Genomic DNA, 22,653 nt, shown 5'->3' with positions numbered 1-22,653 from the left:
CGGCAGCCTTGTTGCGCTTGTCGGGTGCAGCGGCGGCTCGCGGCGCCCGCTTGGCGGGCTTCTTTGCGGAACGCGAGTCCTGGGAATTGCCGGAATGGGGGGGAGTTTTTCTGGTCACTCAAGGTCCTTGTGATGTTTGCGCCGCGGAGAATGCCACGTCGCAGTGAATGGATGTGAAAAAGTGTTGACAAGCCGCCGGCAGATGCCTAAATTACGCGGCTCACGCAGCTCACCGAGCGACGTGACACCTGCCCAGGTGGCGGAATTGGTAGACGCACTAGCTTCAGGTGCTAGCGGGGGCAACTCCGTGGAGGTTCGAGTCCTCTCCTGGGCACCAATTGTAAACGAAGGCCGCCTCTCCAGGCGGCTTTCGTCTTTTCAGGGTTCAGGAAAAGATGAAAACAACGCGTCGATCTTCTCGACGCCAGTCGATGATCGGCGCGCTACTTGCGCACGCAAGCACGTTTAGTCCGCGCGGGTCGCCTCGCGGACGCGGCGTATCAACCTGGTCACGTGCGGATCGGGCTTGCCTGAGGCGCTCCATACCGCATACACGTCGTTGGGACATTTTCTGACGGTCTGCCGAGTCTCGATATCCTTGACGTGCGTAGGGCCGAGACAGGAGCTGGGCACGATCGCCACCCCATGGCCGGCTGCGACCCAGCGTACTACCTCCTCTATCTCTTCCATGTGCGCCACGCTGCGATAAGGCGGCGGCGGCTGATCGAGGCAACGCTGATACCAGCGGGCGATGAGGTAGTCGCATTCCTCATAGGTCACGAACGCACTTTCGTCCCACGGTGCCGGCGTGCGCGAGCGGACATGGCCCCGCGCGCGGATCATCACGTATTCCTCGCGATGGACTACCCGATAGGCAAGCCCGGCCATGACCGGCTTGAAATGGACGAAGCCCAGGTTCACCGCGCCTCCCAGCAGGCGATGAAAGACGTCGATGGCCACAGGAAAACTGAGCTCGACTTGCACGCCCCCAGCGGCGAGCGCCAGCAGATGTGGCACCAGGATGTTGCGCCCGAACACGCTGACCGCCGCGATACGCAACCGCGGTGCGTCCGGCTGTGCCTGCTGGAGTTCGGCCCGCAGCTGACGGTACTCGGAGAAATGCCTGTCGCAGAAATCGCGCATGCGCCGCCCGGCCAGCGTCAGCACCAGGCGTCGGCCCTGGCGCTCAAACAGGGCAACCCCGAGCGACTGCTCCAACTGTCCCAGCTGATAACTCAGCGTGGATTGACTGAGATGCAACGCCATCGCGGCGGCCGACATGGTCTGCGCCTGGCAAATGGCGTGGAATACCCGCAGATAGCGGTCGTCCATCGCTGCCTCCAATCGAATTTTTCGAAATCAATGTAACAAATATTGAATTGGACCCAATGCCGTGGGGATCGCATGCTTTTGCCACCCACTGGAGAACGCCCATGTTCAAGCTGCTCGGCCTCCTGGCTATGACCTTGATCCAGCCCCTCAATGCCACGGCCGCCGACCACTCCCATATCCGGGCGATGGCCACCACGTATGTGCAGGCGCTGGAAAGCGCCCGGCCGGAATCGCTGAAGCAGGTCTTCCACGGCTCGGCGAACCTGTTCTGGGTGGACGCCAACGGACGGCTGCAATCACTGACCCAGCCGGAATGGCGCCACGCCATCGAGCAGCAGGGAGCGCAGCACGCCTTCTCGAGCGCCATCGAAGACCTGCAGGTGGATCACGATGTGGCCATGGTCAAGCTGCGCAGCGACCTCCCCGACCGTGTCTTCACCGACTACCTGCTGCTCTTGCACGCGGAAGGTCGTTGGCGCGTCGTCAACAAGACTTTTTCGATCGCCATGAAGGGCGACCATCCGCCGGCCATTTCAGCGGACGACCTCGCCGAGATCCGCACCGTACTGCAACGCAAGATCGACGCTAGCGTCGACAGCGACGGCGGACTGTTGACCATCACCCATCATCCGCGTGCGGTCTATTACACCCTGGTCGACGGGCAGATGAGCGCCGACTCCATCGCCGAAGCCATTGGCCGCTACGAGGCACGACGCCCAACCCACCCCAGGGGGCCGAACTGGCGCATCGTGTCGGTGGACCAGGCTGGCACCGCGGCGATGGCGAAACTTGATGCCACGCTGGGCGAGGCGCGCTACGTCGATTTCATCAATTTGCTGAAGATCGATGGACGCTGGCAGATCATTAGTGCGGTCTGGGCCGATGGCTGAGGCGGGAGGTGGCGGGAATCAGGCGCCCGGCGTCACTGCGCAGCCGACGCTGCCGGCCCCTTCAACTCAACCATGTTGCCCTGCGGGTCGTACAGGTAGATCGACGGGCCCTCGCCTTTCGCGCCGTAGCGCGAGCCCAGCTCGCCGATGCGCACGCCATGTGCCTTCAGGTGCGCCAGAATCGCTGCCTCGTCGTAGTCCTCCACGCGCAGGCACAGGTGATCCATGTTGTGGCCTTCCCTGCTCGGCGCGGCGCCGCCGTGGCGGCCGAGCTTGCCGTCGATGGCCACCAGGTCGATCAGCGAGGTACCGGCACGCAGCTGCACCAGGCCGATCTCGTCCTGCCGGCGTTCTTCATGACAGCCGAGCACATCGCAGTAGAAGCGTTGCATGGCTGCGACGTCGATGGCACGCAGCACCACGTGGTCGATGTCGCCGATACGGATCATGGGAGCTCCGGCGGGCCGGGGAATGGGGTGTCCGAGCATAACGCGGGAGGTTTCTGAACCACACCCCGACGAGCCGCAACACGCGCCGCCCGCCCTGTATAATCACCGCGGTAAACGCATGGTGGGAGAAGCGGGCGGCCCTTGACCGGGCACGTGCCGCTGCCGAAGACGCAACGCCCGTAATCGCTCAGGCTCCCATACCATCATGTGCGAACACTCTGGAGAGACCGGTTGAATCCGGCGCCGAAGGGGCACGAAGCGCAGCCATCGCGCTTCCAAACTCTCAGGCAAAAGGACAGAGGGGCGCCCCACGTGCGGCACGGCACGTTGTCTTCGGATGCCCAGTCATGAGCCACAACCCCACTCCTTCCCTGCGCGACCTCGAACACCACGGCGCGTTCATCGAGCGCCACATCGGTCCGGACGACGCCGAGATCGCGCAGATGCTGCGCGTGATCGGCCACGATTCGCTGGAGTCGATGACCGACGCGATCGTCCCCGGCACGATCAAGTCCGCCGCCCCGCTGGCGTTGCCGGAGGCGATCACCGAAGAGGACGCGCTGGCAAAAATCCGCGCGATTGCGGACAAGAACAAAGTGTTCCGCAGCTTCATCGGCCAGGGCTACTACGGCACCCACACGCCGAACGTCATCCTGCGCAACATCCTGGAAAACCCGGCCTGGTACACCGCCTACACGCCGTACCAGGCGGAGATCTCGCAGGGCCGCATGGAGGCGCTGATCAACTTCCAGACCATGTGCGCCGACCTCACCGGGATGGAGATCGCCAACGCCTCGCTGCTGGACGAAGCCACCGCCGCGGCCGAGGCGATGACCCTGGCCAAGCGCTCGTGCAAGTCGAAGTCGAACGTGTTCTTCGTGTCCAGCGGCGTGCACCCGCAGACGCTGGAAGTGGTGCGCACGCGCGCCGAGCCGCTGGGCATCGAACTGGTGGTCGGCGCGGACAGCGATGCGGCCGGCACCGAGGCGTTCGGCGTGCTGCTGCAGTACCCGAACACCTTCGGCAGCATCAACGATTACCAGGCGATCGCCGATGCCGTGCACGCACGCGGCGGCCTGGTCGCGGTGGCCACCGATCTGCTCGCGCTGACCCTGATCGCCGCCCCCGGCGAATGGGGCGCGGACATCGTGGTCGGCAACTCGCAGCGCTTCGGCGTGCCGTTCGGCTTCGGCGGCCCGCACGCCGCCTTCATGGCCTGCCGCGACGCGTACAAGCGCTCGATGCCGGGGCGCCTGATCGGCGTGTCGATCGACACCGAAGGCAAGGCTGCCTACCGCCTCACCCTGCAGACGCGCGAGCAGCACATCCGCCGCGAGAAGGCCACCTCCAACATCTGCACCGCGCAGGTGCTGCTGGCGGTGATGGCGAGCATGTACGCGGTCTACCACGGCCCCAGCGGGCTCACCCGCATCGCCCGCCGCACGCATCGCCTGGCCGCGATCCTGACCGTCGCGCTGCGTCGGGCCGGCGTGAAGGTGGGCGGCGATTTCTTCGACACGCTGCACGTCACCGGTATCGATGCCGCCACGGTCCATGCCAAGGCCCACGCGGCCGGCATCAACCTGCGCGAACTGGGCGCCGACAGCCTCGGCATCAGCCTGGACGAGACCACCACCCGCGCCGACGTCGTCGCACTGGCGGGCTTGTTCGGTGCCGAGCTCGACATCGACGCGCTCGATGCCGAAGTCCACGACGCGCTGCCACGCACGCTGCTGCGCAAGAGCGCCTTCCTCACCCACCCGGTGTTCAACACGCACCACAGCGAGCACGAACTGCTGCGTTACATGCGCGCGCTGGCCGACAAGGACCTGGCGATGGATCGCACGATGATCCCGCTGGGCAGCTGCACCATGAAGCTCAATGCCACCGCCGAGATGATCCCGATCACCTGGCCGGAATTCGCCGACATCCATCCGCTGGCGCCGGCCACGCAGGCGCAGGGCTACAAGGAACTGATCGACGGCCTGGAAGCGATGCTGGTCGAATGTACCGGCTACGACGCGGTGAGCCTGCAGCCGAACTCCGGCGCGCAGGGCGAGTACGCCGGCCTGCTGGCGATCCGCGCGTATCACCGCTCGCGCGGCGACGCGCACCGCGACATCTGCCTGATCCCCGAATCCGCCCACGGCACCAACCCGGCCTCCGCCCACCTGTGCGGCATGAGCGTGGTGGTGACCAAGTGCGACGCCAACGGCAACGTCGACGTAGAGGACATCCGCCGCGCCGCGGAGAAGCATTCCGACCGCCTCGCCGCGCTGATGATCACCTACCCGTCCACGCATGGCGTGTTCGAGGAAGACATCGTGGCGATCTGCGAGATCGTGCACGCGCACGGCGGTCAGGTGTACACCGACGGCGCCAACATGAACGCGCTGGTCGGCGTGGCCAAGCCCGGCAAGTGGGGCTCGGACGTGTCGCACCTCAACTTGCACAAGACCTTCTGCATCCCGCACGGCGGCGGCGGCCCCGGTGTCGGCCCGTGCGCGGTGAAGTCGCACCTTACCCCGTTCCTGCCGAAGAAGCTCGGCGAGGGCCGCGCCGCAGGCATGGTCAGCGCCGCCACGTTCGGCAGCGCCAGCATCCTGCCGATCAGCTGGATGTACATCGCCATGATGGGCCAGCAGGGCCTGCGCAAGGCCACCCAGGTCGCCTTGCTCAACGCCAACTACATCGCCAAGCGGCTGGCGGCGCACTACCCCACGCTGTACACCGGCCGCAACGGGCTGGTGGCGCACGAGTGCATCCTCGACCTGCGCCCGCTCAAGGACGCCACCGGCATCGGCGCCGAGGACGTAGCCAAACGGCTGATCGACTTCGGCTTCCACGCACCCACGCTGAGCTTCCCGGTGTCCGGCACCTTGATGGTGGAACCGACCGAAAGCGAGTCGCAAGTCGAGCTGGACCGCTTCATCGACGCGATGATCCAGATCCACGACGAGATCCGTGCGATCGAGGAAGGCAAGCTGGACCGCGAGGACAACCCACTGAAGAACGCCCCGCATACCGCCACCATGGTCAGCGCCAGCGAGTGGACCCACGCCTACCCGCGCGAACTGGCCGCCTTCCCGCTGGCCAGCCTGAAGCTGCAGAAGTACTGGCCGCCGGTGGCCCGCGTCGACAACGTCTACGGCGACAAGCACATCCAGTGCGCGTGCATCCCGGTGGATGCGTACAAGGAAGAAGCCGAGGCATAGCCAATCCGCGCTTCGGCGCGGCACGAAAAGGCCCCGCCTGCGGGGCCTTTTCGTTTTCCGCGGCGCGCAGGCGTCAGTCGCCCGCCGACATGCTCATCTCGAACGAGGTGTAGAACGGCGCCCGCGGCGGGACGAACAGCGAGAGCGTGCCCAGCTGCTTTTCGAAACAGACGGCGAAATCAGAGTTGCCCTCGCGCCATGTCGCGACGATCTTGCCGGCCGCGTCCAACTCCACCACGACCACGAACGGGGGCATGCCCGCCGGCCCCATGGCCCGTTCACACAGCGGGACGATCCGGTCGATGGCCGCCCCCTGCGATGCGAGAAGCACACCCGACTGGGCCTTCGACACGGATGCCTCGTCACGATCGGCCAACGCCTTGGCACCGGCGTAGGACTGGGCCGCTGCAAAAACCGGCAGCACCGAAACGGCGAGCGCCGCGAAAAAGATGATCCTGCGCATGTCGATCTCCATGGGCACGCCTTCGCGAGATGTCGGAACGCCCGGGGTTATCCTGCCACGATGCGGTTGCGGCCCTGCTGCTTGGCCTGGTACAGCCGCTTGTCCACCATGTCGATGAATGCCCGCAACTCGTCGTCGTGGCCCGGGATCGCGCTGCCCACGCCGACGCTGATCGTCAGTATGGGGCCGATCGGGGACCACTCGTGCGGGATCTGCTCGGCCAGGATCAGCTCGCGGCAGCGCTCGGCCAGCTTGCGCGCGGCGGCCTGGTCGGTTTCCGGCAGCACCAGCACGAACTCCTCGCCGCCGAAGCGGGCCGGCAGGTCGCGCGCGCGCGTGGCCGCCGACCCCAGCACCCGCGCCACGTGCTTCAGGCAGGCGTCGCCCTCCAGGTGGCCGTAGCGGTCGTTGTACTGCTTGAAATAGTCGATGTCGATCATCAGCAGCGACAGCGGCTGCCGGTTGCGCCGCGCGTTGCTCCACTCGAGCTCGATGACGGCGTCGAAACGCCGCCGGTTGGCCACACCGGTCAGGCCGTCGCGGAAGGAAAGCTCCTCCATCTCCTTCTGCAGGCTGACCAGCTGCTGCTCGGTGCGCTTGCGCTCGCTGATGTCGAACATGAAGCCGATCAGCGAATCGACCGTGCCGTCGGGCCGGCGCACCACGTGCACCACGTCGCGGATCCACACGTAGTGGCCGTCGCGGGTCAGTGCGCGGTAGTCGGCCTCGTGGTCCACCCCCGCCTGCGACTGCGCCACGCAGAAGTCCACCACCCAGTCGCGGTCCTCCGGATGCATGCGGCTGGCCCAGTCGCCCACGCTCTCCCAGCTCGACGGCGCCCAGCCCAGCAGCGCCTCGATCTGCGGCCCGATGTAGGCGAACTGCTTGCTGTCCCAGTCGATCTTCCACGGGATCGCCCGGGTCGATTCCAGCAGCGTCTTGTAGACGGCGCTGTCGGACTCCAGCCTGTTTTCGATAGCCACCATCTCGCCGCCCCGTAAACTTGCGGCCTGCGCAATGCCTGGCCCGCGCCAAATATATATCAGGCCATCGGCGCGTCAGACGGGCGGCGCGTGCGTCGCCACCGGATACCGTGCGGCGACCTACTCTTCCGGCTCGGGCTGCATCTTCGCCAGCACTTCCTCCAGATCGGCAATCGTCTTTTCCAGCGCCTCGTGCAACTGCCCCTGGCGGTCCATCAGGTCGGCGAGCTTGTCCGCCTGCCCGAGCCTGGACAATTCGCCGTCGAACAGCAGCCACGCCGCGGTCAACGCTTCCACGTTGTTCTTCGAGTAATGTCGCATCTCCTTGAGCTGCGCCACCGTGTCGACGACGTGGTCGGCCGGCTTCTTGGCATTTTCATCGGACATGGATGGTTCCTCCTGGCGAGACGGGGCGGCCATTCGATGGTTTTCGGCGACGCCGGCCAGCGCCGGGCGCAACCCGACGTACCCGGCCGTTCGTCCCGACGGTAGCGGCGCGGCTGCGAAGTACGGGTCAACGTCCCGCTCGTGACCCGTTGTCCGCCACGACGGCGGGAACGACGCGCGACGGCTGGCCGCCCTGCATGCGCACCATGTCACCACCGCGCCGCCACCACCGCACGGCCACCGCGGCCAGCGCGGCGCCCGGCACGAACCGGCGACATGAGACACGGCGGCGCGCGGCGTCCATGCGGCGCCGCCCGCAGGCATCGCCAGTGACATGACCGGCATGGCCGCAGGTCATGTCGAACCGACGCGCTGCCTGCGCTTCATGCGGCGTTTCCGCCGTTCCATGCCTTTCGCTTCCGCCTTGGTCGCACGGCCCGCAAAAGGCGCAGGATTGGCGGCTATGCTCGCTTCCCAACGCTCCACCATTGGGGACATCGACGTGATCAAGGGCTTCTTCTTCGTGGCGCGCCTGGTCGTCGCCTGGCTGCTGGCGCTGACCTTCGTTTTCACCTTGATGGCCAACAGCGGCCCGTTCCGCAGCATGCAACCGCTGCCGGAAATCATCGTCGCCGTGGTGCTGGCACTGGTGGTCACCGGTGCGTTCTCCCACCTGCGGCGCGTGCGCCTGATCGCCGGGCAGGTGAACCTGGACACGCTGGGCAACCGCCAGCGCCGCCAGATCGAGCTGCCGTTCGAGGCCGGCGAGGCGTTCGACATGCTGGACGCGGCGATCCGCGAACTGCCCCACACCGAGGAAATCGAGAGCGCCCGCGACAGCCTGCAGGTGCGCGCCAAGGTGCGCCGTCCCAGTCCCTACGGCCGCGCCGTGCTCGGCTGGCTCAACCCGTTCAGCTGGCTGGGCAGCCGGCGCAACCAGATCTTCGCCACGGTAACGCCCAGCGACGGCACCGGCAGCGTCACCCTGGTATGCGAACCGGAAAGCGGCGCGTGGACCGACTGGTTCCGTGTGGACGACGGCACCAACCTGGTCAACGCCGAGGCGATCTCCCGCGCCCTCGCCCGCCGCGTGGCCGAACGTCGCCGCCGCGAACAGCAGGCCGCCACCCAGGCCGCCACCGACAAGGAACTGGCGCAGGCCAGGCTCAACCTGCTGCACGCGCAGGTGGAGCCGCACTTCCTCTACAACACGCTGGCCAGCGCGCAGTACCTCACGCGCAGCGAGCCGGCGCAGGCCGACCGCATGCTCGGTCACCTCATCCAGTACCTGCGCCACTCGCTGCCCAGTGCGGAGGAAACGCTGTCCACGCTCGGCGAAGAGCTGGAGCGCGCCCGCGCCTACCTCGAAATCCTGAAGATCCGCATGGGCGCGCGACTGGAGCTGAGGATCGAAGTGCCCGACGCGCTGCGTGCCGTCACGCTACCGCCGATGATGCTGCAGACCCTGGTGGAGAACGCGATCAAGCACGGACTGGAACCCAAGCCCGGCGGCGGCACGGTGTGGATCCTCGCCCGCCGCGACGGCGACAGCGTGGCGGTCACGGTGGCCGACGACGGCCAGGGCTTCGGCGCGGCCGGCGGTGGCACCGGCATCGGTCTGAAGAACGTGCGCGAACGCCTGCAGCTCGTGTACGGCCCGCGCGCCTCGCTGGCCGTGGTCGCCAACGTGCCGGAAGGTGTGGCCGCCACGCTCACCGTGCCAGCGCAACAGATGGCACTGATCGCCGCGGAGCCGCGCCCATGAGCCGGGCTGTGATCGCCGAGGACGAGCCGCTGCTGCGCGATGCACTGCGCCGCCTGCTCAGCGAGGTGTGGCCGGAACTGGACGTGGTCGCCGACTGCGAGAACGGCGCCGACGCGCTCGACGCGATCGCCGCGCAGCAACCGGACGTGGCCTTCCTCGATATCCGCATGCCCGGTCTGAGCGGCCTGGAAGTGGCCGCGGCGGCGGCCGAAGCCAGCCCCGCCACGCAGGTGGTATTCACCACCGCCTACGATCAGTACGCCATCGACGCCTTCGAGCGCGGCGCGATCGACTACCTGCTCAAGCCCATCGTCGTCGAGCGCCTGGCCGCCACCGTCGAACGGCTGAAGCGCCGCGCCAGCGCCGGCCAGACCGCGCGCGGCGACCTCGCCCTGCTGCTGCGCGAGCTGGCGCAAGGCGGCGCGCAGACCGGTGCCGCGCCGCCGCTCACCTGGATCACCGCAGGCACCGGCCGCGAGACGCGGCTCATCATGGTGGACGACGTCGCCTACTTCCGCGCCGACCACAAGTACACCGTGGCGATGACCGCCGACGGCGAAGCATTGCTGCGCAAGCCGATCCGCGAACTGCTGGAGCAGCTCGACCCGGCCGTGTTCAAGCAGATCCACCGCTCCACCATAGTCAACCTGAAAGCGATTGCCTCCATCGTCCGCGACGACAGCGGCAAGGGCACCGTGCGTCTCAGACAACGCCCCGAAACCCTCACCGTGAGCCAGCCCTTCATGGCGCTGTTCCGCAACATGTAAGCCCGCGTGCGGCTCGTCATGCACGAGCTGCGCGACCCCAAACCGACCACCTCGAAAAACCCATCATGCTGAAGCTGACGATCGCCGGCCTGGCCGGCCTGTGCCTTGCCGCCTGCGCCTCGCAACCCATCGACCGCGACGCGCAGCACCTGCATGCCGAGCGCAGCTGCAGGGTCCGTGCCGCCGTTTCCCCCGCGTATGCGCTGGACAGCACCGGCATCGGCCTTCGCAACGTCGCGTTCGGCCGCTGCATGCGCGAGGCCGATTCCGTCAGAGGGCGTTGAGCCGCGACGCGTCGCCGCCACGGCAGCGCAGATGCGCCGCGATGCCCCGCGCCTTCAGCGCCAGCCTGCCGCGCGTGCGGCGCGCTCCTGCTGCGCGTCGAAGACATTGCCGCGCAAGCGGGCATCGACCGCGGCCTGCACCGCGGGCGGCAGGCTGCTCGCCGCCTGGCGCAACTCGCCGCCTTCGGCCGGAACCGACGGACCCAGCACGGGCAGCACCCAGCCTGCCGTCGCGCGACAGGCCAAGCCGGCGCGCGCCGGCGGCGTGCGGACGGTGAAGGTGCGGCAGACCTGTCCGTCGGCAGCGCGGAAACTCAGGCCGATCGCGACCGGGGCATGCGCATCCGGCTCGCTCGCCAGCGCCTGGTCGAGCGCCTGGCCGAGGACGCCGGCAGCATAGGGCTCGCCGTTCCGCATGCGTACCAGTTCATTGCCGGCGTGCCACCACCACAGGCCGACGGCAAGCAGGGTGATCGACGCCGCCAGCGCGGCACCCGGCATCAACCAGCGGCGAGGCGCACGGCGGCGGGTGGCATCCGCGCCACGGCCGCCCGCCAGCAGCGTGAGCGGTGCCGTCGGCGTGGCCTGCGGCTGCAGCCGGGCGGACAGGCGCGCGGGCACCGGTTCGTCCAGCACCGGGTCGAACGCGGCATGCAGCTGCGCATTCAGCGCCTGCATCTGCCTGACGCGGCGGGCCAGCACGTCGTCCCGCGCCAGCGCGGCGTCGATGCGCGCGACGCCGGCCGCGTCGAGTTCGCCGTCCACGTAAGCCTGCAAGGTGTCGTCGTCGATCGGGTTCATGCGTCTTTCCCAAGATGGGCTTGCAAGGTGGCGCGGGCGCGGGCCAGGCGGCTGGTGACGGTGCCCACCGGCACCTCCAGCAGCTCGGCGGCCTCGCCGTAGGACATGCCCTCGACCAGCACCAGGGCCACCACTTCGCGATGGTCCGGCGGCAACGCCGCCAGCGCCATCGCCAGTTCCAGCTGCTGCGCGGGCTGTGCGCTGGCGCGGTCGGCGGCCATCTCGCCGGCCTCCTCGGGCGCGAACAGATGCTGCGTCCTGCCGCGTGCGCGCAACTCGTCGCGCCAGGCGTTGCGCGCGATCGCGAATACCCACTTGTCCAGCGCGGCATCCGGCCGCCACTGCGCGGCACGGGCCAGTGCACGTTCCAGCACGATCTGCACCAGGTCATCGGCGTCGGCGACCTGCCCTGCCAGCGCCCGCGCCAGGCGGCGCAGGCGCGGCAACAGCGGGATCAGTCCTTCGCGCACGGCGTCGCTCGCATTCACGCATCACCTTCCATTACGTCCGGAGGGGAGGATTCCTTCCCTCGCGCGCATCGGCGCAGTTCGAGGGCGTAAAGCAGGCCCATGCTAGCATCCGCCCCCGTTGCTCCCGAGGCCGTTGGCCATGCCCTTGCGCCGTCCATTCGCCACGCTCGTTCCGTTGCTGGCCATCGCGCTTGCCATGGTGAGCGCGACGCCGGCACGGGCACAGGTGCTCGGTCCGGTGCAGGGTCTGCCGAACGTACAGGTCCCTGACGTGGGCCTGCCCGGCATGGTTCCCGCCTCGCCCCTGCGCAGCGTGGACGATCTGTTGCGCGGGCCGCTGGCCCTCACGCGAAAACTGCAGATCGACGCGCTGCGACGCAGCGAGCCGCGGCGCGTCGACGTCGATCCCCACGGCGCACCGATCCTGCGCGGCGAATTTCTCGCCACTGGCCTGTCGACCGCGCAACGCGACGCTGTGCAGGCGAGCGGTTTCGTGGTGGATCGCGAGACGCCGGCGGACGCGACGCTGGGGCTGGACTTCGTGGTGCTGCACGACACCCGCAACCGCAGTACGGCCAGAGCCATGCGCGCCTTGCAGCGGGCCGCGCCGGACGCGACCTTCACCTACCAGCACCTCTACCTGCCCGCGGGCCATGCCGACGTGGCCAACGCGACCAGCTCGGCGCCCCCGTCGTCCAGCGCACCGGCGCGACGCGTGGGCCTGGTCGATGGCGGCGTCGACCCGCGCGATCCCGCGCTGGCACACGCACGCATCGAACCGCATGGCTGCCAGACGGCCACCGTATCGCGACACGGCACCGCGGTCGCCGCCCGCCTCGTCGCCGGCGACCCGGACACGCTGTACGCCGCCGACCTGTGGTGCGGCGACGCGGTCGGCGGCGCCACATCGAACCTCGTCGACGCGCTGGCATGGATGGCGCGCGAGCACGTGGCGGTGATCAACATCAGCCTGGTCGGCCCCGACAACCCGGTGCTCGCGCGCGCGGTGCAGGCGATGATCGCGCGCGGCCACGTGCTGGTCAGTGCGGTCGGCAACGACGGTCCCGCGGCACCACCGCTGTTTCCCGCGTCCTACCCCGGCGTGATCGGCGTCGGCGGTGTCGACGCGCACGACCGCGCGCTGCCCGAATCCGGCAGCGGCGACCAGGTGGATTTCTGCGCGTCCGGCGTGTTCGGCAGCGGCCGCGACGCGCTGCGCGGCACCTCGTTCGCGGCGCCGATCGTGGCGCGAAAAGCCGCCCAGCTGCTGGACGCTCCCCACGCGGGCGCCGCGGCGCAGGTGCAGCAGCAACTGATCGGCGAGGCCCGCCCCCTCGGCGCCCCGGGCCACGACCCGCGCTACGGCTACGGCCTGTTGTCGCCCTGAACCTGAACAAAACCCGACCGCAACCCGCCGCGATGGAAGGATCGTCCTGGCACCGGCGTACAGGACCCCGGAAGCCGCGGATCGGCCGCAGGCAGGAGGTCCCACCATGCGCAACACGACCCTCAACCACAAAACCCTCAACACCGCCCTGTTCGCCGGCGCGCTTGCCTTGGCCGCGATGGTCCCGGCGCATGCCCAGGTGCTGGGCGGCGGCTCGCTCGGCGGCGGCATCGCCGGCGGCCTGAGCGGCCCGATCAACTCCACGATGGGCCAGGTGGGCGGCCGCATCGACGGCTCCGCGAGCGGCATGGGCGGCCTCCATGGCCCCGACATCAACACGCGCGCTGCCGAACGGCGCGCCGAGCGCCTGCGCCAGCGCGCCGCGGCGACCGCCGCTGCGGCGACGAACACCGCCGGCCAGACCGCCCGCCAGGTGAACGGCCCGGCGGCCGCCGACGCCGCCGCCGGCCTCACCGGTGCGGCCGGCGCCAACGCCGGCACCGCCGGCAACCAGGCTGCGCTGGGTGGCGCCGGCGAGCTGGGCTCGTCCGCGACCGGCGCCGTCGACGCTTCGGACATGCGCGACGCCGCGACCGGTGCCGCAGGCCAGGCCGCCGGCCGGACGCGTTCGGCCGTCTCGACGGCCAAACGCGGCACCCGGGGCGCGCTGGGCCGTGTACAGAACACGGCCGGCAACGCATCCGCGAGCGCCGAGGGTGCGGCCGAAGGTTCGGCCAACGCCGGCCTGAGCACCGCCCGCCAAGCCGCCGCCACCGGCACCCAGTCGGGGCATACCGCTGGCTCGCTCGGTACCGACGCGGCCGGCAGCGCGTCGCAGGCAAGCTCGGCCGGCGCGAACGCCACACGCCAGCCGTCGGGTAACGCAGCGACCCCGCAACCGCGCCTGCTATCGCCGACGTCCAACGCCGTGCGCGGCGCCGGTGACAAGACGATCGACGTGTCGGGCTCCGGTGCAGCCAACGGCAACACGAACGCCAACGCCGGCTCGACCTCCGGCACCCGTGGCTCGACCAACGCCAGCGGCCGGGCCGGTGGCCGGGCCAGTGCCCACGGTTCGGCCCGCGATGGCATCTCCGCCTCGACGCAGGCCGACGGTGATGCCGGCGCCAGCGCGAATGCGCAGCAGCACTAAGCCAGCAGCACCGTGAAAACCAGGAGCCCCCGCTTGCGGGGGCTCCTTCGTGGCAAAAAAAAGAGACCCCGCATGGTGCGGGGTCTCCTTGGTCTTACGAGAGAATCCAAGCTCACGCTGTCGGCGGCCCGCTCGGCGCAGGGCCGGTCGGCTGCGTGGGCGTGCGCGACCCACGCGCAAAATGGGCGGACAGTGCCTTGCGCGCATCGTCCAGCCCCTGCCCCCTGCCGGCGACCTTGAACACCGCATAGCCCTCCAGCGCGTTGGTCATCAGGTCGCTGCCGATCGCCATTTCGGTGTCGACGCCGCGCTGGTGAAGCTTGCCCATGCGTACCAGACGTGGGCGCAAGGCATCCAGCGTGGCCAGGTCGCGCTGGTAACCGGCCAGGTCGAAATTCCCCGGCAGCAGGCCCGGGTTGTCGCCGAACACGTGGCCGGCCTGCCGGCAAAACGCCTCGGACTTATCGCCCATCTTGGTCAGCTCGTGCCGCTGGTCCGGCGTCAGCGCGATCAGCGAGGCCAAGCCCGTTTCCAGCGCCGTGAGGGCGTTGTCGATGGCAGCAAGCACGTCGGTGTTGAGGTCGATATCGACCAGGTTCTGGCTCATGTCCACTCCTTAGATGTGATGTCAGCAAAGCCGGCCCGCTTGGCCGGCGGCGCAGCGTAACGTGCGCGCCATCCCTCGCCCACGCCTCGCGTGTAGGTCGAAAAGGCGCTGCGGCGTAGGCGGGGACCGCGCTTGCGGGAGCGTGAATGCTGGCGGTCAACGCGACCGTCCCTGATCGGGACGCTGGAGAGGGTCGTTCCATCCAAAAAGAGCCAAGCGCCGATCAAAAGGACCCACGCTCCACCGGAAAAGACCCAGGCGCCGATGGCAGAGAGCCACGCGCGGGGCTGTTGAGTCCCAAACGCCAGTGAAAAAGAGCCGCGTTCCGATGAAAAAGAGCCAAGCGCGGCTCTCTCGAGTGCCAAGCGTGGGTCTTTTAGTCCCACGCGCAGCACTAAAAGAGTGGCGATTGGCTCTTTTTGGACGGGGACTGAGACTCGGGGGTGCCAAACACGGCTTTCCAAGCACCGCAGCGCCATGGTTCAACTTTCGCTATTGCGTTCGTCGCCTTTGCGTACGCGCTCAAATATCTCTCTTGCCAAGTGTTCCTGCGCTGCATTGCGAAACGCCTTGTCGGTCATGACACGAGAGAAAATGTCCTCATTGCCTTCCATGCGATCAATGAACAACTCGTCCAATGCCTTCTCCAGAAACGCGGCGAAGTTGGTCAGGTTATTGGCCTTGGCCGCCTCGACAATTTTTTCGTTGTCCTCGGCCGAGACGCGGATCTGATCAAAGAACAGCTGATCGGCGCGAGTGAAGTCGGTGCCGAAGCGTTCGTTAAGCTTCTCCACCAGTGTCGAGAGCGGCACTTCCTCGTCCTTGACGGCACCGGTACCAAGGTCGGTCGGGCCCTTGAGCGGATAAGCCTCGCCTTCATGCAGGTCGATCGAGCCGTCGGTCAGCTGCTGCAGCCGGTAGTAGCGCAGTGCCACTTCGTCATCCAGCGCATACGCTCGTCCGCCGCCCGGCGGTGGCAACTTGCTGATCAGGTTCCGTACAAACGTGTAGAACTTCTCCAGCTCGCTGTCCTGGTAGGGAATGATCTGCGAGAGGAAGGCATACAAGTTGCGGAACGCCGTCAATTGCCCGCGGAATGCCTCCTGATCCTCCTCGTCGCGCTCTCCGAAGCGTTGCACCACCGCATCAAGCACTGCGTTCATCTCGCGGTGATCATTGGCCGATTGCTCGCGCTTGCCCTTATACCAAACCGCCGCAAATGAAGTGATGTCGCTGGGCGCAAAGATCGCCCATTTCAACAACTCGTACTGCAGTTCGTTGAGGCGCTGGGGATCGGCGTTTTCGCCGACGGGTGTGCTTTCGTAATAGGGCTTGAACGCCTTGTGGATGTCGTCTTCTTCGTTGACGAAATCAAGCACAAAGGTGCGCGCTTTGCCCGTCGCCCTTCGATTCAGGCGCGACAGGGTCTGCACCGCCTGTACGCCGGCCAAGCGCTTCACCACGTACATGGTCTGCAACAGGGGTTGGTCGAAGCCGGTCTGATATTTTTCGGCAACCAGTAGCACGCGGTAATCGTCGCCCTCGAAGGTTTCGGGTAGCTCACTTTCAGACAACCCGTCGTTCATGGCCACTTCGGTGTAGGAGGAACCAGGGTCTTCGGGGTCCTCCACGGTGCCGGAGAACGCCACCAGCGAGCGGATGCCGTCGTAGCCGTGGTCGCGGATGTATTTGTCGAACGCGAGCTTGTACTTCACCGCCGCCAGCCGCGAGCCGGTCACCACCATCGCCTTGGCGCGTCCACCAATCTCCTGCATCACATGCAGGCGGAAGTGCTCGACGATTACCGACACCACTTGGTCGATGTTGACCGCGTGTAACTCCATGTATTGCGCCAGCGCCTTGGCTGCCTTGCGGCGCGGCACCTCCGGGTCGCCCTCCACTTGTTTGATCAAGCCATAGAAGCGCTTGTAGGTGGTGTAGTTGTCCAGCACGTCCATGATGAAGCTTTCCTCGATCGCCTGGCGCATCGAGTACTCATGAAAGGGTGCCGCGCCGCTCGGTCCCAGCTCGTCGAACAAGGCCAATGTCTTGAATTTCGGTGTGGCTGTGAATGCGAAAAAGCTGAGATTCGGCTGACGTCCACGCCGCATCGTCTCGCGCAGCAGCGTCTTCTTGGCTTCTTCGGACAGGTCGTCGTCTTCCTCATCGGAAAGCTGTGCTGCAATCGCAGCTTCGATGCCGTCCTTGTTCAACAGGCCGCGCAAGACCGAGGCGGTATCGCCGCTCTGCGAGGAGTGCGCCTCGTCCACGATCACGGCAAAGCGCCTGCCGACGGTGTCGATCGCCACGCCATCACCTTTCTTCTCCAGCGTGGACAGCGCTTGCGTGATGAAAGGGAACTTCTGAATGGTCGTAATGACAATCGGCGTACCTTGCGACAGCGCCCGCACCAGTTGCTGGGTGTTTTCGTCGATCTTCTCGACCACGCCAGTCTTGTGCTCAAACTGGTAGATGGTGGCTTGCAATTGCGCATCCAGCATGCGCCGGTCGGTGATCACCACCACCGAATGAAACACCTTCTCATCGTTCGCGTCATGCAGACTGGCCAGCCGATGCGCCAGCCAGGCAATGGAGTTGGACTTCCCCGAGCCAGCCGAGTGCTGCACCAGATAGTTGTGGCCCGAGCCATGCTGGCGTGCATGGCCCACCAGCCGCCGCACCGCGTCGAGCTGGTGGTAGCGCGGAAAAATCATCGTTTCCCGGCGGATGGTGCGCGCGCCCTTGTCGGTCTTCACTTTGCGCTCCACCACTTCCAGGTGCATGAAGCGCTGCAGGATGTCGAGCAGGCTGTCGGCCTTGAGCACCTCGTCCCACAGGTAGTGCGTCTTCCAATCGTGTGCCACCGGCGGGTTGCCGGCGCCATGCGCAAAGCCGCGGTTGAACGGCAGAAAAACCGTCTCGCGGCCTTTCAGTCGCGTGGTCATCCACGCCTCGTCCGGATCCACCGCAAAATGCACCAGAGCGCGTTGCTTGAACGCAAAGATCAGATCGCGCTCGTCGCGGTCGCGCTGGTACTGGGTGACGGCATCGGCGGCACGCTGGCCGGTGAGGGGGTTCTTCAGCTCGGCGGTGACCACCGGCAATCCATTCACCGCCAGCGTCACATCCAGAATGCAACGCCGATGCGCGCCATCCGGGCGCTTGAGGGCAGAGGTAAATGCCACCTGGCGCGTGATGGTCAATCGGTTCATCGCGTACAGCGCCGCGCTGTCCGGATTCATCGCCGAGTTGGGACGGAAGTAGGCCAGTCGTAGCGACTTGCCATAGCACTTGAAGCCGTGCCGCAGCACTTGCAGCGTGCCTTTCGACACCAGCTCTTTGGCCAGACAATCCAGCACGGTGGCGCGCGTCTTGTTCGCCAGTAGCGCTTCCAGTTGCGACCAGCGTTTGGCCTGACTGTCTTGGATAAAGCCGATCACGTCGTCAGGGAACAGCGCTAGCGCTTCGTCGTAGTCGGTGGGGTTGCGCTTCCCATAGCCTCCGCTGGCAAGCAAGCCCAGTTCGATCGCAGCCTCGAATGCGGTTTCCGTGTGAGCTGGCATCCTCAAATCTCCAATATCGAGGGATTGACGAGGTCGGCGAGTGACTGCCCGTGGACTTCATCGAAGTGGTAGTAGCGGATCGATGGATCAGCTCTAAGCTGACGGTCTGCCGCTAGATAAGCCTCGGGGGCCTCGTTATCTGCAAACACAAATTTGCGCACCACGATTCGTCGCTTATCGCCCGTGTAGTGTTCGATCGTGTGTTTGAGACTACGACACCAGCATTCACCTGCCTTCAGCTGCGGAACGATCTTGTCTTTGGCCAAGCTCTTCGATTTGAACTCGATGCAGTCGGCGTGAAACGTCTTTCGGTCTACCCAAAAAACTACGAAGTCACAGCGTTTGGACCAAGCCTTCCCCGTGTCGTCAAGAAAGTGAAAGAGCGGGGGCTTTGAATTCTTCTTTGAATCTTCAAAGTCGTCGTGATCAAGCTTGAATGCCAATCCAAGACCGGGAAGCTTGAGTTCAATCGCTCGTTTCCTTGGTTTTACATCTTCGGCGCGAAAATAAGTCTCCACAAGAGTGACCTTCCCGCCAGTACCATCGTCAACGACATAGTCATCGTTGACATAAGCCTTGAGGTGCTCGAAGTATGTTGAAGCTGGCAAGGTCATTGCAGCCCCACCATGCTTCCGGTGACGGCACTGGTGATCAGTGCGGCGCGGTATTCGGCAAGTTGACCAATGGAGCTCCTAACCGAATCCGCAGCCTTCTCCAATCTTCCGAGCCGATGACCAAGAAAGTCCGATATCTCAATTTGCTCATGCGGCGGTGGAAAAGCAAACCGGTAGCTACGTAACTTCTCTGCCGTTAGGTGATCAATAGTTGTTTGATTACCTCCAGCAATGAACACATTGTTTCGCGTCGCCATTTCCATGACGTAGTAAAAAAATTCTGCCGTATCGGTGTCTCGCTTAAATGGTCGGAGCCGATGAAGCGCCTTTTGGTAATAGCACTCCTCCAATTCGCCACGCCAAATCGCAGAGCGACCCACGTAACTGCCACCCTCATTCACCATCAGGTCACCCGACTGAAGCCGATATCTGGCCTGTGCTTCGGGAGGAAAATCCATTGTGGGAAGGTCGTTGGTATTGATGCTCCCCCATTGAACATCGTAAACGCGGAGATAGGGAAGTGGCCATTCGCCTTCAGCGCGATCTGCATTCAACATGCGCCCCAGCTGTACCTCGTAACGATATCCTGTCGCGCATATGGTCCAGTGAGCGGGTACTTCGCCCAGCCAGTCGATGCGGCTGTCTTTCATCGGGGTGTTGGGGTCGAGGCCCTTGGTGACAGCATGGGTGATGAGTGCTTGGCGTTTTTCCGCCAGTCGGTCAAGCAACCCGCGCTTTTTCTCGATCAGCGCATCGATCTGCGCTGTTTTGCCGTCCAGAAACTCAGCGACGCGGCATTGTGTTTTGAGTGGCGGAATGCTGACCCGTGTATTCAAGTAGCTCGCCATATCCAGATTCTGGATGCCGGTGCTTTGCTTGATATGAGGCCAAGTTCCGCGCGCGTTGTAGATTGCGAGCAAGAGATAGTTGAGATAGGCGGAGTCCGCTTTTGCGCTGGGCCGTGCACGCGCTAGAAAGTTGGAGCACACGCTTGGCTCAACCCCATTGAAAAGGACAGCGCGTCCGACCAGTTGCTTCTCGCCACCGCCCGACTTTTCAATGATCAGGTCACCTGGGTGAAGACTCACCTTAGCGAACGTCGTGGGATCAACTGCCCTTATGGTTCGCGTACCATCGTTTAGCCGACCGGAAACGCCATCAAAATCAGCGGCGCGCAGACAAACGACATCATGGTCACCGTCGGGCTCCTCACCCCATGCGCCGTTTTTGGTACTGTCGAAGCTCCACTTCAAGCGCTCATCTTGCTGCTCCGCCGAGAAAATCATCCGACCAACCCCTTGAGGAGCTCCGCAATGTGATCCTCAAGCGCGGCAATGTCCTTCTCAATATGCTCGAGGGCACGCGGCGGCTTATAGACATAGAAATGCCGATTGATCGGAATCTCGTAACCGATCTTGGTCTTGCTGTCGTCCACCCAGGCATCAGACACATGCGGCAGCACTTCGGCGGCCATATAGGCCTCGATCGCCGGTTGCATCGCCTTGTTGAGTGCGCCGTTGGGTTTGTCTGGGCCGAAATCCATCGGCAAGGCCATGCCCTGCTTCATCGTGAAATCCGCTGGTATGTCGAAGCGCTCCGGCAGGGGAATGTTTTCGGTGTCACGCAGCTCGGAGTCCGGCTCGGGTTGGCCTTTCACGTCACAGCAAACTTCCGCCTTCGGGTCACGCTCGCCGAGTGCGTTGTAGATCGCATTCTTTAGCGCATTGGTGAGTTTGATACCCGCTTTCTTCGCAGCCTTGCTGAGATCCGCTTCGAAGGCGACGCGATCCATGTAGCGCGGCTTGCAAGACAAGCCAGTGAGCAGCCGACGGATCGCCTCCTGCAAGCGTTCGCCTTCAGCCACCTCTTCGGCCATCTCCGCCTTGTCCTTGCGCTTCTTGGAGACGGCCAGGCCTGCAAAAGCCGATTGCTCATCCAGTCGCGCAATGCGCTCGGGCGTGGCTTCGAAGTTCATCCGTAGTGGGCGCTCTACCGTGACCTTCAGAAAGCCGAACTCGCGATTGTCAAAGATGCGCGAGACCACGCGCGTCTCCGATTGGCCGTCGATCAGGACCTCAGCGGTTTCGCCATCGGCGTAGTGGCCATACAGGCGCGTCAACTGTGCGATCTGCTCGTCGCTGATCTCGTTGCGCTTGTTATTGAGACTTTTCTTCATGCGCTGGAAAAAGCGCGTGCCGTCGATCAGCTGCACCTTGCCGCGGCGCTCGTCGGACTTGCGATTGGTGACGAGCCAGATGTAGGTGTAGATGCCGGTGTTATAGAACAACTGGTCGGGCAAGGCGACGATGGCATCCAGCCAGTCGTTTTCGATAATCCAGCGGCGGATGTTGGACGGGCCGGAACCGGCGTCCCCCGAAAACAGCGGTGAGCCGTTGAACACGATGGCGATCTTGGAGCCTTCGCCGCCCTGATCGGGCGACGCGTGCATTTTGGCGATCATGTGCTGCAGGAACAGCAGTGAGCCGTCGTTGATGGCTGGCGTACCGGCACCGAAGCGGCCGTTGAAGCCCAGCGTCTTCGCTTCGTTCTCGACTGCGGTTTTCTGGTCTTTCCACTCGACGCCGAACGGCGGGTTTGCCAGCAGGTAGTGAAACTGCTTGCCCTCGAAGCCGTCGTGGGTCTTGCCGTCACCCAACGTGTCGCCCAGCACGATGTTGCCGATGTCCTCGTCCTTGATCAGCATGTCCGAGCAACAGATGGCCCAGGACTCGGCGTTGTAGTCCTGCCCGAACAGGGCCAGATGGGCGGCCTTGTTTTGGCCGAGGATGAACTTCTCCGACTCCGACAACATGCCGCCAGTACCGCAGGCCGGGTCGTAGATGCTGCGGTAGATGCCCGGCTTGTACACATCGGCCTCGCCCGTGTAGACCAAGCTGGCCATCAGCCGGATCACCTCGCGCGGTGTGAAGTGGTCGCCGGCCTCTTCGTTGGCCTGCTCGTTGAAGCGCATGATCAGATGTTCGAAGAGATAGCCCATCTGCAGGTTATCGATGCGATCCGGGTGCAGATCCACCGCCGCCATCGCCTTGATGAGGGTGAACAGACGGTTGCTGGCGTCGAGCTTCTCGATCTGTTCGGCAAAGCCAAATTTCTCGAAGATCCGACGCGCGGTGACGGAGAAGCCATTGATGTACGCGACCAGATTGGGCGCGATGTTCTCCGAATCGGCGATCAGCTTGTCGAAGGTAAATGGACTGATGTTGTACAGCGGCTGTTTGCGTGCGGGATCAGCAGCACGCGAGAGCAGGCGCACCATGGCCTCTTCCGGCACCTCCTTGGCTTGCAGCTTCGCGTACTCCTTGAGCACCTTGTCCTTGGTCGGCGCCAGCACGCAATCGAGCCGGCGCAACACCACCAGCGGCAGCATCACCAGCCGGTATTGAGGGGGGCGATACGGCCCGCGCAGACGATTGGCGATTTCCCAGATGTTGCCTTTCAGTGTTTCGTGCAGTTGCGTGTTCAAACCATTCCCCAAGTCATACCAATCTAATACCGTAACTCC

At 65.2% G+C, this 22,653-nt stretch carries 19 protein-coding genes, 1 tRNA gene and 2 riboswitches; of the genes, 8 read left to right on the top strand and 12 right to left on the bottom strand.

Annotated elements, in window-relative coordinates; translation table 11 throughout:
- Positions 1-250: 250 nt before the first annotated feature.
- A tRNA-Leu gene (locus R2APBS1_RS07825) sits at positions 251-337 on the top strand.
- A gap of 128 nt (positions 338-465) precedes the next feature.
- Here the strand turns inward: R2APBS1_RS07825 and R2APBS1_RS07820 are convergent.
- Positions 466-1,332, bottom strand: a complete 867-nt coding sequence (locus tag R2APBS1_RS07820) for a LysR family transcriptional regulator (RefSeq protein ID WP_007508622.1) — start codon at positions 1,330-1,332, stop codon at positions 466-468.
- A gap of 101 nt (positions 1,333-1,433) precedes the next feature.
- On the opposite strand from R2APBS1_RS07820, the gene R2APBS1_RS07815 reads away from it, so the two are divergent.
- Positions 1,434-2,222, top strand: coding sequence for a nuclear transport factor 2 family protein (locus R2APBS1_RS07815; RefSeq protein ID WP_015447503.1), 789 nt, complete (start codon positions 1,434-1,436; stop codon positions 2,220-2,222).
- Between the two features lie 32 nt (positions 2,223-2,254).
- On the opposite strand, the gene R2APBS1_RS07810 is transcribed toward R2APBS1_RS07815, so the two are convergent.
- Complete coding sequence (locus R2APBS1_RS07810) at positions 2,255-2,671, bottom strand: VOC family protein (RefSeq protein WP_015447502.1); 417 nt, start codon at positions 2,669-2,671, stop codon at positions 2,255-2,257.
- A gap of 112 nt (positions 2,672-2,783) precedes the next feature.
- Positions 2,784-2,884, top strand: a riboswitch (glycine riboswitch).
- Position 2,885: 1 nt separating this feature from the next.
- Positions 2,886-2,974: riboswitch (glycine riboswitch) on the top strand.
- Positions 2,975-3,018: 44 nt separating this feature from the next.
- Here R2APBS1_RS07810 and gcvP point away from each other — a divergent pair.
- Positions 3,019-5,886 carry an aminomethyl-transferring glycine dehydrogenase gene (gene gcvP / locus R2APBS1_RS07805; RefSeq protein ID WP_015447501.1) on the top strand — a complete coding sequence of 956 codons (2,868 nt, stop codon included), beginning with the start codon at positions 3,019-3,021 and terminating at the stop codon, positions 5,884-5,886.
- A 73-nt stretch (positions 5,887-5,959) separates the two neighbouring features.
- Here the strand turns inward: gcvP and R2APBS1_RS07800 are convergent, their stop codons facing one another.
- From R2APBS1_RS07800 to R2APBS1_RS07790, 3 genes are all read right to left on the bottom strand, one after another.
- A complete protein-coding gene (locus R2APBS1_RS07800) occupies positions 5,960-6,361 on the bottom strand; it encodes a hypothetical protein (RefSeq protein WP_155950224.1) in 402 nt (133 codons plus the stop codon).
- A gap of 35 nt (positions 6,362-6,396) precedes the next feature.
- Positions 6,397-7,335, bottom strand: a complete 939-nt coding sequence (locus R2APBS1_RS07795; protein WP_015447499.1) for a GGDEF domain-containing protein — start codon at positions 7,333-7,335, stop codon at positions 6,397-6,399.
- A 117-nt stretch (positions 7,336-7,452) separates the two neighbouring features.
- Complete coding sequence (locus tag R2APBS1_RS07790; protein ID WP_007508632.1) at positions 7,453-7,719, bottom strand: hypothetical protein; 267 nt, start codon at positions 7,717-7,719, stop codon at positions 7,453-7,455.
- 463 nt (positions 7,720-8,182) lie between these two features.
- Here R2APBS1_RS07790 and R2APBS1_RS07785 point away from each other — a divergent pair, with 463 nt between their 5' ends.
- The 3 genes from R2APBS1_RS07785 to R2APBS1_RS07775 all read left to right on the top strand — a co-directional run bounded on the left by R2APBS1_RS07785 (position 8,183) and on the right by R2APBS1_RS07775 (position 10,535).
- Positions 8,183-9,484 (top strand): sensor histidine kinase, encoded by a 1,302-nt coding sequence (locus tag R2APBS1_RS07785; protein ID WP_015447498.1) that lies wholly within the window; start codon positions 8,183-8,185, stop codon positions 9,482-9,484.
- Positions 9,481-10,251, top strand: coding sequence for a LytR/AlgR family response regulator transcription factor (locus tag R2APBS1_RS07780; RefSeq protein ID WP_015447497.1), 771 nt, complete (start codon positions 9,481-9,483; stop codon positions 10,249-10,251). Before R2APBS1_RS07785 ends, R2APBS1_RS07780 begins: the two co-directional genes overlap by 4 nt.
- 65 nt (positions 10,252-10,316) lie before the next feature.
- Positions 10,317-10,535 (top strand): hypothetical protein, encoded by a 219-nt coding sequence (locus R2APBS1_RS07775; RefSeq protein WP_015447496.1) that lies wholly within the window; start codon positions 10,317-10,319, stop codon positions 10,533-10,535.
- Between the two features lie 54 nt (positions 10,536-10,589).
- Here R2APBS1_RS07775 and R2APBS1_RS07770 read toward each other — a convergent pair whose 3' ends face one another.
- Both R2APBS1_RS07770 and R2APBS1_RS07765 read right to left on the bottom strand, forming a co-directional pair.
- Positions 10,590-11,336, bottom strand: coding sequence for an anti-sigma factor family protein (locus tag R2APBS1_RS07770; protein WP_015447495.1), 747 nt, complete (start codon positions 11,334-11,336; stop codon positions 10,590-10,592).
- Complete coding sequence (locus R2APBS1_RS07765) at positions 11,333-11,824, bottom strand: RNA polymerase sigma factor (protein WP_007508641.1); 492 nt, start codon at positions 11,822-11,824, stop codon at positions 11,333-11,335. The genes R2APBS1_RS07770 and R2APBS1_RS07765 overlap by 4 nt, the downstream gene beginning before the upstream one ends.
- Positions 11,825-11,945: 121 nt before the next feature.
- Here R2APBS1_RS07765 and R2APBS1_RS07760 point away from each other — a divergent pair, with 121 nt between their 5' ends.
- Together R2APBS1_RS07760 and R2APBS1_RS07755 are read left to right on the top strand one after the other, a co-directional pair.
- Positions 11,946-13,193, top strand: a complete 1,248-nt coding sequence (locus R2APBS1_RS07760; RefSeq protein WP_015447494.1) for a S8 family serine peptidase — start codon at positions 11,946-11,948, stop codon at positions 13,191-13,193.
- A gap of 106 nt (positions 13,194-13,299) precedes the next feature.
- Entirely contained in the window at positions 13,300-14,346 is a 1,047-nt protein-coding gene (locus tag R2APBS1_RS07755) for a hypothetical protein (protein WP_015447493.1), read from the top strand.
- 112 nt (positions 14,347-14,458) lie between these two features.
- Here R2APBS1_RS07755 and R2APBS1_RS07750 read toward each other — a convergent pair whose 3' ends face one another.
- The 5 genes from R2APBS1_RS07750 to R2APBS1_RS07730 form a co-directional block, all read right to left on the bottom strand.
- Entirely contained in the window at positions 14,459-14,953 is a 495-nt protein-coding gene (locus R2APBS1_RS07750; protein ID WP_015447492.1) for a hypothetical protein, read from the bottom strand.
- A gap of 482 nt (positions 14,954-15,435) precedes the next feature.
- A complete protein-coding gene (locus R2APBS1_RS07745) occupies positions 15,436-18,165 on the bottom strand; it encodes a type I restriction endonuclease subunit R (RefSeq protein WP_425477024.1) in 2,730 nt (909 codons plus the stop codon).
- A gap of 353 nt (positions 18,166-18,518) precedes the next feature.
- Positions 18,519-19,130, bottom strand: coding sequence for a hypothetical protein (locus R2APBS1_RS07740; protein WP_015447490.1), 612 nt, complete (start codon positions 19,128-19,130; stop codon positions 18,519-18,521).
- Positions 19,127-20,416 (bottom strand): restriction endonuclease subunit S, encoded by a 1,290-nt coding sequence (locus R2APBS1_RS07735; protein ID WP_015447489.1) that lies wholly within the window; start codon positions 20,414-20,416, stop codon positions 19,127-19,129. The genes R2APBS1_RS07740 and R2APBS1_RS07735 overlap by 4 nt, the downstream gene beginning before the upstream one ends.
- The gene (locus tag R2APBS1_RS07730) at positions 20,413-22,614 is read right to left on the bottom strand and encodes a type I restriction-modification system subunit M (RefSeq protein WP_015447488.1); all 2,202 of its coding nucleotides are present in this window, start codon (positions 22,612-22,614) and stop codon (positions 20,413-20,415) included. The genes R2APBS1_RS07735 and R2APBS1_RS07730 overlap by 4 nt, the downstream gene beginning before the upstream one ends.
- Between the last annotated feature and the right edge of the window lie 39 nt (positions 22,615-22,653).

The organism is Rhodanobacter denitrificans (genome assembly GCF_000230695.2).
GTDB classification, from domain to species: domain Bacteria; phylum Pseudomonadota; class Gammaproteobacteria; order Xanthomonadales; family Rhodanobacteraceae; genus Rhodanobacter; species Rhodanobacter denitrificans.
Note: the sequence above shows the minus strand (reverse complement) of the source record. Positions and strands in the feature narration are given on the sequence as shown.